Raw genomic sequence first — 17,271 nt, 5'->3', positions numbered from 1 at the left:
AAAGCCTGCAAACACAACTTACACAACATCCAATACGTTCCGGAGCTTTGAGAAGAGAAATTAATATGAGCGAAAATAAAACCCTGGAAAATCCATCAGGAGAAGCACACAGCGAATGGAAAGTCGGCCCCGGTGCCTGGCTGTCGCTGATTATTGTACTGCTGGTTTTCTCCGGCTTTTTTTATAAAGTGGAAGGGATGAACTGGCTGGGGGCTTTTGATTTTACTACCCTGGGTGGTAAGTTCGGCACCATGAAATCGGAAGCGAATACCTTTCTTGGTAGCGGTGGCATAAGTGCCAAAGCGGGCTTCCTGTTTGCGTTGTCACTGGTGCCAACAGTTATGCTGGCGCTGGGGTTGCTGGAGATTTTCACTCACTATGGCGCCATTCGTGCCGCGCATAAATTACTGACGCCTTTACTCAAACCTCTGCTGGGTTTACCTGGCTATACTGGCCTGGCATTAATTACTGATTTACAAAGTACCGATGCCGGTGCGGCATTAAGTAAGGAACTCTACGATAGCGAAAAAATTACCCGTAAAGATGTGGTGATTATGGGCGCATGGCAATATTCCGGAGCCGGGTTGATTAATAACTATTTTTCTATTGGTTCAGCCATGTTTGCCTCATTAACCACACCCATAATTATTCCGCTGTTATTAATGTTCGTAATGAAATTCGTTGGCGCGGCGGTAGTGCGTCTGGCTTTGAATACCGTTTATAAGAAGGACTTCGCCAATGAGTAATCCAGTAAAAGTTTCCAATAACCCATTTGATATTTTCGTTATTGGCGCACGCAAAGGCTTCAATATTGCCATTAACAACCTGATGCCAAATGTGCTGATGGCCTATGTGATTGCTGAAATGCTCAACTTACTGGGTGTGATGCAGATGATAGGTCACGTGTGTGCACCACTGATGGGGCTGTTTGGGCTGCCTGGCGAGGCGATTACCGTCCTGCTAACCGCCTGGTTATCCTCTTCGGCAGGAACCGGGGTGGCTGTCAGCCTGTTAACCAAAGGCACACTGGACGCCGGGCAAATCACCATTCTTGCCCCCGCTATCTTCCTGATGGGTTCTCAGCTTCAGTATATGGGGCGCCTGTTGGGTGTTGCTGACGTGCCGAAAAAATACTGGCCGTTGTTGATGGTGGTGAGTATTGCCAACGCATTGATAGCCATGCTGTTTATGCGCGCATTTTCCTGATTCTGTGTTGTTAAGGGTTGCCAGGAGAAACCGCAACCCGCACCTGCAATAATCAAAAGGAGTAAGACGTGTCCCGTACAATTGAACACTTCAGGGTATTGCATGAAATTCCTGAACTGGGTTTTGAAGAGCACCAAACTTCCGCGTACATTGCGGAAAAGCTGGAAGCGGCTGGCTACCAGGTTACCCGCCATGTAAATGGCACTACGGGGATTGTCGCGGAACTGGACAGCGGCGAGCCAGGGCCGGTACTGGCATTGCGCGCAGATATGGACGCACTGGGCCATATTATTGATGGCCAGCATGTTGCCCGCCATACCTGTGGGCATGATGGCCACTCATCGGTAGTGCTCACCACAGCCCAGGAAGTGATTCAGCAAGGTCTGGTCAAAAAGGGCCGGTTAAAATTTTTGTTTCAGCCAGCGGAAGAGCTGGGTACCGGAGCGCTGGCGCTGGTTGATGCAGGTGTGTTGGATGACGTAGATATGCTGCTGGGCTTCCATTTACGTCCAATTGAAGAGTGCCCGATGGGCAAGGCTGTTCCGGCAATGTACTACTCGGCATCTTCTACTATTGAAGCGGTGTTTACCGGTAAAGCCGCCCATGCCGCGCGCCCGCATTTAGGGGTTAACGCGCTGGATGCTGCCGCACATGCAGTGCAGGCGGTTAATGGTATTCATCTGTCTCCTTCACTGACCTTTAGCGTGAAAGCCACACGTTTTCTCAGCGATGCCGGTGTAACCAACTCGATTCCTGCCGAAGCACGGGTTTGCTGGGATTTGCGTTCCGCAGACAACGAAGGCATGACCGAGCTGAAAGCGCAGGTAGAACGGGCTATTGCTCACAGTGCACAAGCTTATGGCGCAACAGTCGCAACCACGATTCTCAAAGAGATGCCTGCAGCAGTTATTAACGATGACGCCACCGCGCTGGTTAGCGAAGCCATCCGTGAAGTGTTGGGTGATGAAGGCCTCACTGAACCGAAAACCACGCCAGGCAGCGAAGACTTTTTCCATTATCTGGTACAGCGCCCGGCCATTAAAGGTGGGTTCTGGGGGCTGGGTGCCAACCTGAAACCCGGCTTGCATCACCCGGATATGCACTTTGACCGCAGTGCACTGGATATTGGTGTGGATGTATTTAAAGCCTGTGTGCGCCGGGTTCTCGGTTAAGCGCATCTGTTTACCTGCCGCACAGTGAAACCGTGCGGCAGCAGAAAATTTTTTTTCACGGGTAAATAGCGCAAGAGATGTTATCTGCCTGGCACATAAAGCAGCATGCGCTTTCCGCTCTCCCGTAGAGTGGAAAGACCAACACCAGGAGGCTTTATGTGGTTCGATAAATTACAACAACCCACGCTGGTCCGTCAGCAGGCATTTTTTGCCGGAGCCTGGCGTGATGCCGATACGCAGCAAACCCTTGATGTGATTAACCCGGCTACCGGCGAGTGCCTGGCAACTATTCCTGCCCTGGCAGCGGCGGAAACGAGCCGGGCAATTGCCTGTGCTGAACAGGTGCGCCATGAATGGGCGAAAACCCCTAACGCTACGCGTGCGGCTTTACTGGAAAAATGGCACCAGTTGATCATGGCAAATGCCGATGATCTGGCGCAGATAATGACTGCCGAACAAGGCAAACCACTGGCAGAAGCCAAAGGGGAAGTGGCATACGGTGCCAGTTTCGTGAAATGGTTTGCTGAAGAAGCGCGCCGTATTGGCGGCGAAACTATTCCCGCCCCCAGCGCTGACCGCCGAATTCTGGTTCTGAAACAACCTGTAGGGGTTGCTGCCGCTATCACCCCGTGGAACTTCCCCATTGCCATGATTACCCGCAAAGTTGCGCCAGCACTGGCCGCAGGTTGCCCGGTAATTGTTAAACCCTCTGAACTGACACCGCTGTGTGCGCTGGCTTTAATGGTGCTGGCAGAGCAAGCCGGTATTCCTGCGGGTGTGATGCAGGTTTTAACCGGGCTCCCCACGGAAATTGGTAAAACCCTGACAGCCAGCACCGATGTGCGGAAAATTTCCTTTACCGGCTCAACCCGTGTCGGGCAGTTGCTGATGGCGCAAAGTGCAGACAGCGTAAAACGCCTGAGCCTTGAACTGGGTGGGAATGCACCCTTTATTGTGTTTGATGATGCGGATCTCGATCTGGCGATTACCGGCATAATGAGCAGTAAATTCCGTAATGCCGGGCAAACCTGCGTGTGCGCCAACCGGATATTTGTTCAGCGCGGCATCTATGAACGCTTCAGCCAACGCCTGCAAGAAGCGGTTGCACAACTTCAGGTGGGCGATGGCACACATCCCGGCGTTACCCTGGGGCCATTGATTAACCGGGCAGCAGTAGAAAAAGTTAACCGCCACATTGATGATGCATTAAGCCAGGGAGCAACATTAATTGCCGGTGGCATAGCGACAGGAACCAGCCAGTTTGTTGAGCCGACCATTCTTGGCAATGTCACAGAAAAAATGTTGATTGCCCAGGAAGAAACATTTGGCCCGGTAGCTCCGCTATTTCTGTTTGATGATGAGCAACAAGTCACGGCCATGGCAAATAATACGCCTTATGGATTGGGTGCTTATTTCTTTACCGAGAATATGCGCCGTGCATGGCGCATGGCGGAGTCACTTGAATTTGGCATGGTGGGTTATAATACTGGAGTTATTTCAATGGAAGTTGCTCCCTTTGGGGGAATTAAACTTTCAGGAGTTGGCCGGGAAGGTGCTCGTTGTGGTATTGATGAATATTTAGAAACTAAATCTTTTCATATCGGTGGCTTATAGCTACCTCCCTTTATATAAGTTTCCCCGGAGGCTGCCAGAGATGGCAGCCTTTTTGTTTTGTAATTTACTGATATGTAATATTTTAATTCTAAATCTCACCAGGTATTTCTTGGTGCATTTTTAACATGCTTTGCACTATGTTAAACCAATTAATTAACATAAAAATGGCGGTTAAAGTAGCGAAAAAAACAACAGGAAATTTTACCTTCCTATTCGGCATAAAATTTTTTTTGGCGCCTTTATCAGGCATTTAATTTTTTCTTTAATTTGGCACGTATCATGCATTTATAAAAATATGCAGAGGCAGTTAATTTATAAATCCCGGCCTGAATAAAATCAGTAAATAAGGATTTCATGATGCTGAGTTTCGACCCTGATAAAGTGATTTTGCCTACAGGTAATTATATTGATGGCCAGTTTTACCCAAGTCAGGGTGAAACTCTGGTAGTCAAACGCCCATCCGATGGCCGGATTTATGCCGAACTTAATGAAGCACAGGCCACGGATGTGGATACCGCGGTTCAGGTGGCCCACCGGGCTGCTAAAGCGAGTGGCTGGGCCAGTTGTTCCCCCAGAGAACGTGGCCGTGTGTTGCGCCGTTGGGCGGAACTGATAGAGCAGGATGCGCCGCTTCTGGGAAAACTGGAAGCGATGGGGTCAACCCGGCCAATTTCTGATGTGATTAACCACGAAATCCCCTTCACAGCAGAAGCCATTCGTTTTTATGCCGAGTGTGCAGATAAATACAGTAGTGACTTATTCCCCACTCAGGACAACAGCCTGGGAATGTTACTGACCGAGCCCTTTGGTGTGATTGGTGCCATTACCCCGTGGAACTTCCCTTTATCCATGGCATCGTGGAAGTGTGGCCCCGCGTTAGCGGCAGGCAATGCTGTGGTGCTGAAACCCTCTGAACTAACCCCTTTTTCTACTGTGCGTATGGCTGAACTGGCAGTTCAGGCCGGGTTGCCAGCAGGTGTGCTCAATATAGTACAAGGGCGAGGTGCGGTGACCGGTAGTGCGCTGGTCCGCCATCCCCTCATTCGCAAAGTGTCGTTTACCGGCTCTACCCAGACTGGCGCGCAAATAATGAGTGATGCTGCCCAATTTGGTATGAAGCCTGTCACGCTGGAGTTGGGCGGCAAAAGCCCGCAAGTCGTGTTCGATGATGCGGGCGATATCGACGAACTGGCTGGGCGAATTTTGCGTGGGTTTACCGGCAATGGCGGCCAGGCTTGTGTGGCGGGAACCCGCTTAATTGTTCAGCGTGGTATTGCCGGGGCACTGACTGAAAAACTCATTTCTCTGTGCAAGACCTTCCGCCCGGGCCTGACCTGGGACGAAAACACGCGTTATGCCCCCATGATTGATGCCCGGCAGGGTAACAAAGTGGCCTCAGTTGTTGCAGCGGCAAAAGCGGCAGGAGCCGAAGTGCTGGTGGGAGGGAAGCGTTTTGCAGATACCGGCGAAGGCTGGTTCTGGCAACCCACACTGTTATCCGGCATGGCGGCGGATAACCCGGCGATTCAGACCGAGATCTTCGGCCCTGTGCTCACCATTCAACAGTTTGACGACGAAGATGAAGCGCTGGCGATGGCGGCCCATGACACCTATGGCCTGTGTGCCGGTGTTCATACCCTGAGTTTGCCGCGGGCTTTGCGTGCGGTACGCCAGTTGGCGGCAGGCACTGTATGGGTCAACCGCTATGGCCGTTCCGGCGACTTTATTATTCCGACTGGTGGATTTTTGGGGTCTGGCATTGGCAAAGACCTTGGCCGGCAGGCGTTTCAGGCCTGCCAGCAGCAAAAGAGTGTATTGATTGATTTTTAACAGAAAAACCTGACCTGGAGAGTGCGTCATGGCTGTGTTTAAACCGAAATTTGTCACCTTTGATTGCTACGGCACATTAATCAAATTCGATATGGCCCCTTCGGCTGCCCGGCATTTCAGCGACCGGGTCAGCGAAGCCGATATGCCAGCTTTTACAGCGGATTTTTCACGTTACCGCTTCGATGAAGTGTTGGGAGCCTGGAAGCCATATTTTGATGTGGTCAGTAATGCTCTGCAGCGGACTTGTAAAAAATGGGGAGTGGCATGGAGCCCGGCTGATAGTGATGCAATCTACACAGATTGCGCTTCATGGGGACCACATCCTGATGTTCCGGCAGGCCTGGCCAAAGTCGCGCAACATGTTCCTTTGGTGTTGCTGAGCAATTCAATGGATGACCTGATTACCCATCATATTCCACGCCTGGGTGCACCTATCCATATGGCGATTACAGCTGAAGAGACCGGCGCTTATAAACCACAAATGCGTGGCTTCGAATACATGCTCAACAAACTGGGATGTGGCCCGGATGAAATCCTTCACGTTTCTTCCAGCCTGCGTTATGACCTGATGACCTGCTACGACATGGGCATCACGAACAAAGTCTTTGTTAACCGTGGTCATGATGCGCCGAACCCATTCTATGGTTATACCGAAATCAGCGGTATCGACCAGCTTCCTTCGGTTCTTGGACTGTAAAAGGAGCCTGTATGAAACTGGAATCGTTCTGGCAGGCAACCGCTCCGGAATTTACCGGAGCCGCCAGTACCCCGTTGCCAGCCCATGCTGATGTGGTGGTAATTGGTGGTGGATTTACCGGAGTATCGGCCGCACTCAACCTGGCAAAATCCGGGGTGGATGTGGTGCTTCTGGAACGAGACCAGGTAATGAGCCAGGCCTCGGGGCGTAATGGTGGTCACTGTAATACGGGAGTTGCACAAAATTTTGCAGCGCTGGTTGCCAGCCGTGGGTTGGAAGAAGCCAGTCGTTTTTATCGTGCCTACGATGATGCTGTGAGCTACGTAAATCAAGTCATTGATGAAGAACAAATATCTTGTGATTTTCGTTTATGTGGCAAGTTGAAACTGGCCAGCAAGCCTGGCCATTTTGCAGCATTACGTGAAGCCTGGGCGCAGATGCGTGAGAGCGTGGATCCCAATATTCAGTTACTGAGTAAAGAGGATGTGCGTGCTGAGATTGGTAGTGACGACTTCCATGGCGGTTTATTGCAGCTACGTGGTGGTCAAATGCACATGGGGAAATTTGGTGTCGGCCTGGCGGAAGCGGCTGCGCGTTATGGCGCCAAAATTTACCCGGGTCACAGTGTTACTGGCATGAAGCAATTAAAGGAACACCGTTACCTGATCACGACTTCTCAAGGAGAGATCATTGCTGAAAAAGTACTGATGGCGACCGGGTGCTCCAATGAAGGCCCGTTCCCCTGGTTTCAGCGTCGTATTGTGCCAGTTGGCAGTTTTATTGTAGCAACGACACCGCTACCAGAATCATTACTCAGCACGTTGTTACCGCACGATCGCACCTATGTGACGTCTCTCAACATTGGTAATTACTTCCGAACCACTGCAGACCGACGCCTGATATTTGGTGGGCGGGCGCGTTTTGCCATGAGTAACCCAACGTCCGACAGCCGTAGTGGCGCGGTATTGAAAGCCAGTATGGTGAAGATGTTTCCGGCTCTGGCGGAAGTACCTGTTGAGTACTGTTGGGGGGGTATGGTCGATATGACTGCAGACCGTCTGCCGAGAGCAGGGGAACACAACGGCGTTTTCTATGCGTTAGGTTACAGCGGACATGGTACGCAGATGTCGGTGTGGATGGGGCGGGTGATGGCAGAAGTAATAGCAGAAAAACAACCGGATAACCCATGGCAACGTGAGGCCTGGCCTGCTTTGCCTGGCTATTTTGGTAAGCCCTGGTTTTTACCTGTTGCGGGCTTGTACTACAAAACCATGGATCGGTTTTCCTGAAACTAAACTGTGTTTTCTTGAGGGGTTACAGATGCGTAAATTTGATAAAAAACAGCCCGGCACCGACAACAATATTGTCCAGGCGATTAACGATGCGTCATTATCGCGCCGGAGTTTGATCAAGTTGTTATCGGCTGGCGCAGTGATGAGCACAGGGATATTGGGCTTCCCATCTTTGAGCCTTGCGGCAGAAAAGCCGGTGCAAGGGGGGAAAATACGGGCTGCGATTTCGAATGCCTCTGCGACCGATACGCTTGATCCGGCCAAAGGCAATAACAGCGGTGATTATGTCCGCCAGTTTATGTTTTACAGTGGCCTGACTGAGCTGGATAAAACGATGGCAGTGAAACCCGCACTGGCGGAATCGATTGAATCCAGTGACGGTATTACATGGCAGATTAAACTGCGTAATGGCGTGCTGTTCCATGATGGCAAACCGCTGACGGCGGATGATGTAGTCTGGTCCCTGAACCGCCACAAGGATCCGGCCGTTGCTTCCAATGCGTTCAAGCTGGCTGAACAGTTCAGCACAATTAAGGCTGTAAACCCACAGGAAGTTCAACTGGTGCTAAGTGCGGCGAACTTCGATTTGCCAGCTATGTTGGCAACCAGTCCGTTCTTAATTTTGCAGCAAAATACCACCAATTTTTCAAAAGGCATCGGTACCGGTCCATTCATATGCAAGTCTTTTACCCCAGGTGTCAGTGCTGTGGGCATTCGCAACCCGCATTACTGGAAACCAGGGCTGCCGCACCTGGATGAAGTGGAACTGTTGGGTGTGACTGACCAGGCTGCTCGGGTTAATGCTCTGATGTCTGGTGATTTGGATATTGTCTCTACCTTGTCAGCAAATGATGCAAAACGCCTTGGTGGCAGCAGTAAATTTGGTGTTCTGGAGAGTAAATCTGGCGAATACACCAACCTGATTATTCGTACTGACAAACATCCTGGTAACAATCCGGACTTTGTTTTGGCAATGAAATACTTGCAACCTCGCGAAATGATGGTGAAAACCGTGCTTCAGGGGTATGGAACCGTAGGTAATGACACACCCGTTCCACCCTGGCACCCACTGTATAACAGCAGTCTGCCGCCTCGTCCCGTCGATCTTGATAAAGCGAAATTTCATCTGAAAAAGGCGGGAATGGTAGGTAGTAGCATCGAAATTATCACAACGCCCAATATTGAAGGCGCGGTGGAAGGCGGCCAGTTGATTCAACAAATTGCGGCAGGTGCCGGTTTGAAAGTCAATGTGCGTCGTGTCCCTTACGATGGTTACTGGGCCAGCCACTGGATGAAAGACCCGATTGGCTATGGTTCCATCAACCCGCGGCCAACACTGGATATGTTGCTTTCACAATTCTACCTCTCGTCTGCCAGTAACAATGAGTCCGGGTGGAAAAATCCCCAGTTCGACCAGTTGGTTGTGGCCGCTCGTGGCGAGCAGGACCAGGCTAAGCGCAAACAGATGTATGGCGACATGCAACATCTGATTTACGACCATTGCGGCACGCTGGTCCCCATTTTTGTCAGCTCAATGGACGGCTATAACAAGAAAGTAAAAGGCGTGGAGCCATGGCCATCAGGAATGATGATGGGATATCGCTTTCACGAGTTCGCCTGGCTTTCCGCCTAATCCCTTTTCAGGAGGTTGCCCATGAATCGCTTTATGCTGCAACTCATCGCCCGGCGCACAGGTGCCGGGTTACTAACGTTGCTGATTGTCTCGGCGGTGGTGTTTTTTATCACCAGTCTGCTCCCAGGAGATGCGGCGCAATTGATGCTCGGGCAAAACGCCACACCCGAAACAGTTGCGGCGCTACGTATACAACTCGGTTTGGACAGACCCCTGGTGGTCCGTTATTTCCTGTGGTTGTGGGGCATGTTGCATGGCGATTTTGGCACCTCATTTGCCAACCATTTACCGGTGGCCCAACTGGTGGCGCAACGTATTCCTGCCACATTTGAGCTGGCTGCAACAACGACTGTGGTTTCAGTCCCGTTCGCTCTGGTGACGGGGATACTTGCTGCGATGTACCGGGATACCTGGATTGACCGGGCCCTGGTGATGAGTGCGATGGCGTGTGTGGCAGTGCCGGAATTTCTGGTCGCCACCATTGCAGTGTTGATTTTTGCCGTGAAACTGCATTGGGTTTCTGCCATGTCGTTAGGTGGTGGTGAAGGGTTCCTGAATTACCTGAAAACCTATGCTCTGCCAGTGCTGACACTCTGTTTTGTGCTGGTGGCGCAAATGGCGCGAATGACCCGTGCCGCCATCGTTGAACAGTTAGAAAGCCCGTGGCTGGAGATGGCATTGCTGAAAGGTGTTTCGCCACTCCGTGCAGTGCTTCGCCATGCGTTACCTAATGCTGTTGGCCCTATTGCTAATGCGGTGTCATTAAGTCTGGCTTACCTGTTTGGCGGAGTCATCATTATTGAAACGATTTTCAGCTATCCCGGACTCGCCAGCCAGTTAGTTGATGCGGTGAGTAACCGTGATCTTCCGTTGGTACAACTGTGTGTCATGTTATTTGCTGCCTGTTATCTGGTGTTATTGCTGGTTGCCGACGTGGTGACTATCGCGTTTAACCCGAAATGGAGGGGATGATGAGCCGCATACTGTTACCCTGGCGTTTCTTTATGGCGCTGTCGTTGTCTGGCCGGGTGGGGCTGGTAATGTCCCTGTTCTGGATTGTGATGGCAGTGTTTGGGGGCTATATCGCACCACATAGTGGTTTAGATATTGGCGCGGGGCCAATTTTGGGTGGGATGACGGCGCAAAACTGGCTGGGTACGGATTACCTGGGGCGGGATATGTTAAGCCGGATTTTGGTCGGCGCCCGCTTCTCCATTGGCCTTGCTCTGACCGCCGCTGTGCTGGCAAGCCTGGTCGGTACTCTGCTGGCGTTGCTGGCGGCGGTTACAGGACGCTGGCTGGAAGAAATAATTGGCCGCGTTAACGATGCATTACTGGTGCTGCCTGGTAAAGTGTTATCGCTGATGATTGTTGCCGTCTTCGGTTCATCGTTACCCATGCTGGTAGTGACTGCAGTATTCACCTACTGGCCAGGTGCTTACCGTATCGCGTTTTCGATGGCAGGCAGCCTGCGCAATATGGATTACGTGCGTGCTTCACGGCTACGTGGTGAAGGGCGCTGGTATATCGCTTTGCATGACATTCTGCCCGGCATGGTGCACGCCATGCTGACGGATTTTGGCCTGCGTTTTGTCTACATCGTACTGTTACTTAGCGGTTTGAGTTTCCTGGGGTTGGGTGTTCAGCCACCAGACGCCGACTGGGGAACACTGGTGCGGGAAAACCTGCAAGGGTTATTCGACGGCTCGCCTGCGGTGCTGATGCCTGCTTTGGCCATTGCCAGCCTGACCATTGGCGCGAACTTGTTTATCGACAACTTACGTAATGTCGGGCCACTGCAACTGGTGGAGGAAGGCGCATGAGCATCATGTTACACGATAATTTGCCAGCAATTGCTGTTGAAAACCTGCGGGTAACCGCCAAAAACGACCGTGGTGAAGATATCGACCTGGTCAGCGATATTCAGTTTACCGTGCAGCGTGGTGAAGTGCTGGCGCTGATTGGTGAATCAGGATCGGGTAAAACCACCATTGCCATGGCCTTAATGGGCTATGCCCGCCACGGTTGTCGTATAGCTGATGGGCGTATTCACGTTGTGGATGAAGATGTGATGCGCCTGTCTACCCGCGAGTTACAGCGCTTTCGGGGCAAAAAAGTGGCCTATATTGCCCAGAGCGCGGCAGCATCGTTTAACCCGTGCATGAAAATTATCGACCAGGTGATCGAAAGCGTAGTGATCCACGGGATCCTCTCCCGGCGTGAAGCTATTACCAAAGCGGTGGCGCTGTTTCGTGAACTGGCGTTGCCCTCGCCAGAAACCATTGGCGAACGCTACCCGCACCAGGTGTCTGGTGGGCAGTTGCAGCGCCTGATGACTGCCATGGCATTAATAGGCGACCCGGAAGTGGTTATCCTCGATGAACCCACTACCGCACTGGATGTGACGACACAGGTGGAAGTGCTGAAAGCATTTCGCCGTGTGGTAGCCGAGCGTGGCATGACGGCAATTTATGTCAGCCATGACCTGGCGGTGGTGGCTCAAATGGCCGACAAAATCCTGGTGCTGCTGAAAGGGCAAATCGCCGAATATGGCACCACACAGCAATTGCTCAGCGCCCCGGTTTCACCTTATACCCATTCGCTAATGGCCGCGGCCCGCCAGGCTGAACGGCCCAGTAGCTGGAACCCGGCTGAAGCTACCATCCACCCGTTACTGGAAGTGCGTAATCTGGCGGTTGGGTATGGTTCTCGGGATAGCGAAGGCGTGCCAGCTATTCGGATCCTTGATGATATTAACCTGCAAGTCTGGCGCGGCCAGGCCATTGGCATTATTGGCGAATCCGGTTCAGGAAAAACTACGCTGGCCCATGCGATTGCCGGGTTGAATCCCGCCTGGCAAGGGCACCTGCTATTTGGCGACCACTACATTGATAACGCGATGCAGCAACGTACACCCGATGAGTTGCGTCGTATTCAGTATGTATTCCAAATGGCGGATACCGCGCTGAACCCTAACCATACTATTGGGCAAATCCTGGCACGCCCACTGGTGTTATTTCACCAATTACAGGGAGCCGAGTTGCAGCAACGAGTGAAAGCGTTGCTCGACCTGGTGCGCCTGCCTCATTCCGTTATGCACCGTAAGCCAGGCGGGCTTTCTGGCGGTCAGAAACAACGCGTCAACCTGGCGCGGGCACTGGCTGCGGAGCCGGAAGTCATTATTTGCGATGAAGTGACTTCTGCGCTGGATACCGTCGTGGCGGCAGCCGTGCTGGATTTGATTTGCGAGCTGCGCCGCAAATTGGGGCTGACTGTGTTGTTTATCAGCCATGATATGCATGCGGTGCGGGCGGTGTGCGATGACATTGTCGTAATGAAACAAGGGCAGATTGTGACCCAACTGTCCCGTGATGACTACGACAAACCCTCCTCTGTTCTCTACTTTGAGCGCCTGAAACGGGCAGTACCAGAGCTGCGGCAGGGGTGGCTGGATGAACATGAAGACGTGCTTAAAGCGGAATAACTCTTAAGGGGATACACATTTATGCCTGCACCGTTACGTTATGTACAGGACAGTACCGATTTTCCAGATTCTGCGGATGTGGTGATTATTGGCGCAGGTATTGCCGGTAGTGCTGCCACCTGGGAACTGACTAAACAAGGGTTGCGCGTCGTTTTACTGGAAAAAGGGTTGGTGGGCGCAGAGCAATCCAGCCGTAACTGGGGCTGGTGCCGCCAGCAGAACCGTGATGAACGTGAACTCCCATTATCGATTTATGCCATACGGCGTTGGGCAGAGTTGGAGCGAGAAACCGGTGAAGACCTGGGGTTTCGCCGCTCCGGTCTGGTGTATGCCACCCTGGATCAGAGTGAAATTGACGCCTGGGAAAAGTGGGGGCACATTGCCAAACAATACGGTGTGGAAAGCCACATCTTAACCGCCAGTGCAGCGAAAGCGATGACGCCCGGCAGTTCCACGGCCTGGTTAGGCGGTGTTTCTTCGCCGACGGATGGCTACGCTGAGCCCGCCTGGGCATCTTCCGGCCTGGCTCGCGCTGCTGTTGCGCGTGGGGCAATGCTATTTCAGCAATGTGCTGTGCGTGGCCTGGATATCAGTGGTGGCGCAGTCAGTGGCGTGTGGACCGAGCGTGGGCTAATCAAAACATCAAGGGTGATTGTTGCTGCGGGAGCCTGGACTTCACTGTTCTGCCGCCGCCATGGTATCGATTTACCCATGGGGAATGTGATAGGCACTGCCTTTCGAACTAAGCCCATTGAACAGGCCATTACGGTACCTTTTTATACCGGGCGTTTTGCCTGCCGCCCGCAACTGGATGGCAGTTACACCGTGGCGGTATCTGGCCGTGGGCGGCTGGAGCCTGGCGCACAGGGCATCCGTTATGCGCGCCAGTTCTGGCCAACATTCAAATCACGCCGCAAAAACCTGACCATTTCTCCGGGGATAACGCCATTTTTCCGGGGGCCTGAGTCTTTTCGTTCCTGGTCCTTAGACAGTGTTTCGCCGTTTGAAAAAGTACGTATTCTGGACCCACAACCTGACCACGATATGGTGCAGTCCGGGCTGGCTGCAATGCGCAGTGAATACCCCGCGCTGGCGAATCTCCAGGTCGCTCAGGCCTGGGGCGGTATGATAGACAGCACACCAGATGCCATTCCGGTGATTTCACGAATTGATAAATTGCCAGGCCTGGTGGTTTCTGCCGGTTACAGTGGGCATGGTTTCGGAATAGGTCCGGGAGCCGGGCGTCTGGCTGCCGATTTGGCAACGGATATCACTCCCATTGTTGACCCGACACCATTCCGTTACTCCCGCCTGGTGGACGGCAGCAACCTGAACAGCCCCGGAATGATGTAATTAACGTGCAGACTGCCCGCAAGGAGACAGAACACATGAGCGTGACGTTACGCCCAATGCAGGAACAAGATATTGCTGAGGGCTTTGCCCTCAGCCAGCAAATGAAATGGCCACACCGGCGTGAAGACTGGTTGCAGGCCTGGCAGCATGGCAAAGGCATGGTGGCACTGGAGGGTGACACCGTGATTGGTACAGTCCTGTGTTGGCCCTGGGGTGGGCAACTGGCTATGGTCGGTCTGGTGATTGTGGATGAACGCCTGCAAGGGCGGGGGATTGGCAAAGCATTAATGTCAGGCATTTTGTCCCAGCTTGAAGGGTGTAATGTGCGCCTCCATGCCACGGAAATGGGCAAGGGCCTGTATGAGAAATACGGTTTTATCGCTACAGGTGTGGTTCATCAACACCAAACACCTTTTCTGCCTGTACTACAGGCACGGACATTACCGCCTGGCTGGCACATTCGCCCGGCGACAGAAAGCGACCTGCCTGCGATTACGGCGCTGGACCAGGCAGCAAATGGTATGTCCCGGCCACAGCTTTTTGCTGATTTACTGGTGTCTGGCAGCTCTGAAGTTTTGACTGATGACACCGGAACAATTCAGGCGGTGGCAGTGAAACGCCGCTTTGGGCGTGGGTATGCAATTGGCCCCATTCTGGGTTACCAGGAAGAACGGGTTCGTGACCTGGTGGCGCATCACCTTTCCCAGTTGACCGGCGAGTTTGTGCGGGTGGATTGCAATGCTTCGCTACCTTTCAGTAAGTGGCTTACCGGGTGTGGCCTGGCGGTTGTGGATGCCCCCGTGTTAATGGTGCGGGGTACGCCATGGCAACCTGAGCCCGCCAGCCCGCAAGCATTTGGGTTAATGACACAGGCAATGGGCTGATATGAAAGTTGTTTATAAATCTGAGGCGGAGCGGGGCAGACAGTGGGCCGCCTGGCTTGGGCAGCACGCACCGGATATCCAGTTCCATCTGTGGCCGGATACAGGCGATGACGAACCGGTTGATTTTCTCATCGCCTGGCAGCCGCCGGAGAACATCGCCCACCATTTTCCTCACCTAAAAGCCCTGTTTTCTGTTGGCGCGGGTGCCGACCAGTTTGATTACGCCGCGTTGCCCGCAGACCTGCCAGTGGTGCGCATGATAGAGCCCGGCCTGACGCAGGGGATGGTGGAATACATCACATTTGCTGTGCTGGCACTGCATCGCGGTATGCCACGTTATTTACATCAACAGCAGCAACGCGAGTGGCTGGCACATACCTGCCCGCTCGCCAGCACCCGTCGACTTGGTGTGATGGGGTTGGGCGAATTGGGCCAGGCCGCACTGCGGCAATTGCGCTCGCTGGGGTTTGAATGTGGTGGCTGGAGTCGTACTGCTCATGAAATTGATGGCGTAACCTGCTGGCATGGGCAGGCACAGTTGGCGGATTTTTTGGCGCGCACCGACATTCTGGTGTGCCTGCTGCCTTTAACCGAAACGACCCGGGGCCTGCTCAATTCTGAACTGTTCAACCAGCTACCTGCCGGGGCTGCACTGGTGCAGGCCGGGCGCGGGCCACAACTGAATCACACTGATTTACTGGCTGCTCTGGAAAACGGCCAGTTGCAGGCGGCAATACTGGATGTTACCGACCCTGAGCCATTACCTGCTACTCACCCGTTATGGCAGCATCCTGGCGTCTGGATAACACCGCATATTGCCAGCCAGACCCAGGCCGAAAGCGCTGTCAGCGCATTGCTGGAGAATATCCGGCGCTGGCAACGTGGCGCGCCAATGCACGGGGTTATTGAACGTAATCGAGGATATTAACCATGGATTTTACACACCTGACGGCGTTGCGCAGAGAACTGCACAGCAACCCGGAATTGGGGTTTAAGGAGCACCAGACCGCAGAACGCGTGGCCCAGTATTTAACGCAACTGGGCCTTGAAGTGCACCGGGAAGTGGGAAAAACCGGCGTTGTCGGGGTGTTACGCCGGGGAACCGGTGGGCGCAGTATCGGGTTGCGTGCCGATATGGACGCCCTGCCAATGGCAGACCAGGGAGAACAGGCCTGGCGCAGCTGTACGGATAATGTGTGCCATGCTTGTGGGCATGACGGCCATACAGTGATGCTGCTGGGAGCGGCAGAGCAACTGGTGCAAGATACCCGCTTGCAGGGAACGCTTTATTTTATTTTTCAGCCCGCAGAAGAAGGGCTGGCCGGGGCGCAGGCGATGATTGATGACGGCCTGTTTACCCGCTTTCCTTGCGATGAAGTGTATGCCTTGCATAACTGGCCAGAATTACCGGTTGGGGCAGCCCGCACCCGTCCTGGCCCAATTATGGCAGCGGCAGACCGTTTCGATATTACGGTATCTGGGCCGGGCGGCCATGCGGCTCAGCCCCATCTCACCCACGATACATTGCTGGCAACCAGTGAGCTGGTGGTGCAACTCAATACTGTGGTGGCACGTGTTACCGACCCTTGTGAGCCGGGGTTGTTGAGTGTAACCCGCATTCAGGGCGGCAGCTCGCACAACATGATCCCTTCACAAGCGACGATTACCGGCACAGTGCGTACTTTCAGCCCCCAGGCGCAGGATGCCATTGAACGCCAACTCCGCCTGCTGGCACACCATATTACTGCTGCTCACGGCCTGGATGTGGCGGTGGATTACCGCCGTTATTATCCTGCGACAATTAACGCCCCTGAGCAGGCCGAAGTAGCACTTGCCGCGGCCCGTGAGGCAGGTCTTGTTGCTGAAGAAGCGCCAACGCCCGCGCTGACATCCGAAGATTTCGCCTTTATGCTGCGCGCCCGCCCAGGTGCTTACTTGTGGCTGGGTTCCGGGCCTGGTCGCCCATTGCACCATTCAGCGTACGATTTTAACGATGATGTGATTCCGTTAGGTGTGCGCTGGTTCTGTGAACTGGCGCGTGCACGCCTGAGCTAAAAATTTCCTGACACTTACGCCGTGGAATTTAACAGCAAATGCTGCCGGGGC

The 17,271-nt window shown here is 53.3% G+C and carries 15 protein-coding genes; all 15 read left to right on the top strand.

Annotated features, from left to right (window positions below; translation table 11 throughout):
* Window positions 1-65 precede the first annotated feature (65 nt).
* Complete coding sequence (locus LC084_RS20065; RefSeq protein ID WP_226573303.1) at window positions 66-746, top strand: nucleoside recognition domain-containing protein; 681 nt, start codon at window positions 66-68, stop codon at window positions 744-746.
* Window positions 739-1,206, top strand: coding sequence for a YjiG family protein (locus LC084_RS20060; protein WP_226573301.1), 468 nt, complete (start codon window positions 739-741; stop codon window positions 1,204-1,206). The genes LC084_RS20065 and LC084_RS20060 overlap by 8 nt, the downstream gene beginning before the upstream one ends.
* A gap of 68 nt (window positions 1,207-1,274) precedes the next feature.
* Window positions 1,275-2,378, top strand: a complete 1,104-nt coding sequence (locus LC084_RS20055; RefSeq protein WP_226573299.1) for a M20 peptidase aminoacylase family protein — start codon at window positions 1,275-1,277, stop codon at window positions 2,376-2,378.
* Between the two features lie 156 nt (window positions 2,379-2,534).
* Complete coding sequence (locus tag LC084_RS20050; protein ID WP_226573298.1) at window positions 2,535-3,992, top strand: NAD-dependent succinate-semialdehyde dehydrogenase; 1,458 nt, start codon at window positions 2,535-2,537, stop codon at window positions 3,990-3,992.
* A gap of 357 nt (window positions 3,993-4,349) precedes the next feature.
* Entirely contained in the window at window positions 4,350-5,822 is a 1,473-nt protein-coding gene (locus tag LC084_RS20045; protein ID WP_226573462.1) for an aldehyde dehydrogenase family protein, read from the top strand.
* A gap of 28 nt (window positions 5,823-5,850) precedes the next feature.
* Window positions 5,851-6,519, top strand: a complete 669-nt coding sequence (locus tag LC084_RS20040) for a haloacid dehalogenase type II (RefSeq protein WP_226573295.1) — start codon at window positions 5,851-5,853, stop codon at window positions 6,517-6,519.
* Window positions 6,520-6,530: 11 nt separating this feature from the next.
* Window positions 6,531-7,808 (top strand): NAD(P)/FAD-dependent oxidoreductase, encoded by a 1,278-nt coding sequence (locus LC084_RS20035; RefSeq protein WP_226573292.1) that lies wholly within the window; start codon window positions 6,531-6,533, stop codon window positions 7,806-7,808.
* A 31-nt stretch (window positions 7,809-7,839) separates the two neighbouring features.
* Entirely contained in the window at window positions 7,840-9,444 is a 1,605-nt protein-coding gene (locus LC084_RS20030; RefSeq protein WP_226573289.1) for an ABC transporter substrate-binding protein, read from the top strand.
* A gap of 21 nt (window positions 9,445-9,465) precedes the next feature.
* A complete protein-coding gene (locus LC084_RS20025; RefSeq protein ID WP_226573286.1) occupies window positions 9,466-10,416 on the top strand; it encodes an ABC transporter permease in 951 nt (316 codons plus the stop codon).
* A complete protein-coding gene (locus LC084_RS20020; RefSeq protein ID WP_226573460.1) occupies window positions 10,416-11,267 on the top strand; it encodes an ABC transporter permease in 852 nt (283 codons plus the stop codon). The genes LC084_RS20025 and LC084_RS20020 overlap by 1 nt, the downstream gene beginning before the upstream one ends.
* Window positions 11,264-12,928, top strand: a complete 1,665-nt coding sequence (locus tag LC084_RS20015) for an ABC transporter ATP-binding protein (RefSeq protein ID WP_226573283.1) — start codon at window positions 11,264-11,266, stop codon at window positions 12,926-12,928. The genes LC084_RS20020 and LC084_RS20015 overlap by 4 nt, the downstream gene beginning before the upstream one ends.
* A gap of 21 nt (window positions 12,929-12,949) precedes the next feature.
* Window positions 12,950-14,281 (top strand): NAD(P)/FAD-dependent oxidoreductase, encoded by a 1,332-nt coding sequence (locus LC084_RS20010; RefSeq protein WP_226573281.1) that lies wholly within the window; start codon window positions 12,950-12,952, stop codon window positions 14,279-14,281.
* Between the two features lie 35 nt (window positions 14,282-14,316).
* A complete protein-coding gene (locus tag LC084_RS20005) occupies window positions 14,317-15,165 on the top strand; it encodes a GNAT family N-acetyltransferase (RefSeq protein ID WP_226573278.1) in 849 nt (282 codons plus the stop codon).
* Between the two features lies 1 nt (window position 15,166).
* Window positions 15,167-16,093, top strand: coding sequence for a 2-hydroxyacid dehydrogenase (locus tag LC084_RS20000; RefSeq protein WP_226573275.1), 927 nt, complete (start codon window positions 15,167-15,169; stop codon window positions 16,091-16,093).
* Window positions 16,094-16,095: 2 nt separating this feature from the next.
* Window positions 16,096-17,220 carry a M20 aminoacylase family protein gene (locus LC084_RS19995; protein ID WP_404808803.1) on the top strand — a complete coding sequence of 375 codons (1,125 nt, stop codon included), beginning with the start codon at window positions 16,096-16,098 and terminating at the stop codon, window positions 17,218-17,220.
* The last annotated feature ends 51 nt before the right edge of the window (window positions 17,221-17,271 follow it).

Origin of the sequence: Mangrovibacter yixingensis, from assembly GCF_020523985.1 — a bacterium.
GTDB classification, from domain to species: Bacteria; Pseudomonadota; Gammaproteobacteria; order Enterobacterales; family Enterobacteriaceae; genus Mangrovibacter; species Mangrovibacter yixingensis.
The sequence above is the reverse complement of the archived record's forward strand: the minus strand, read 5'-3'. Positions and strand labels throughout refer to the sequence as shown.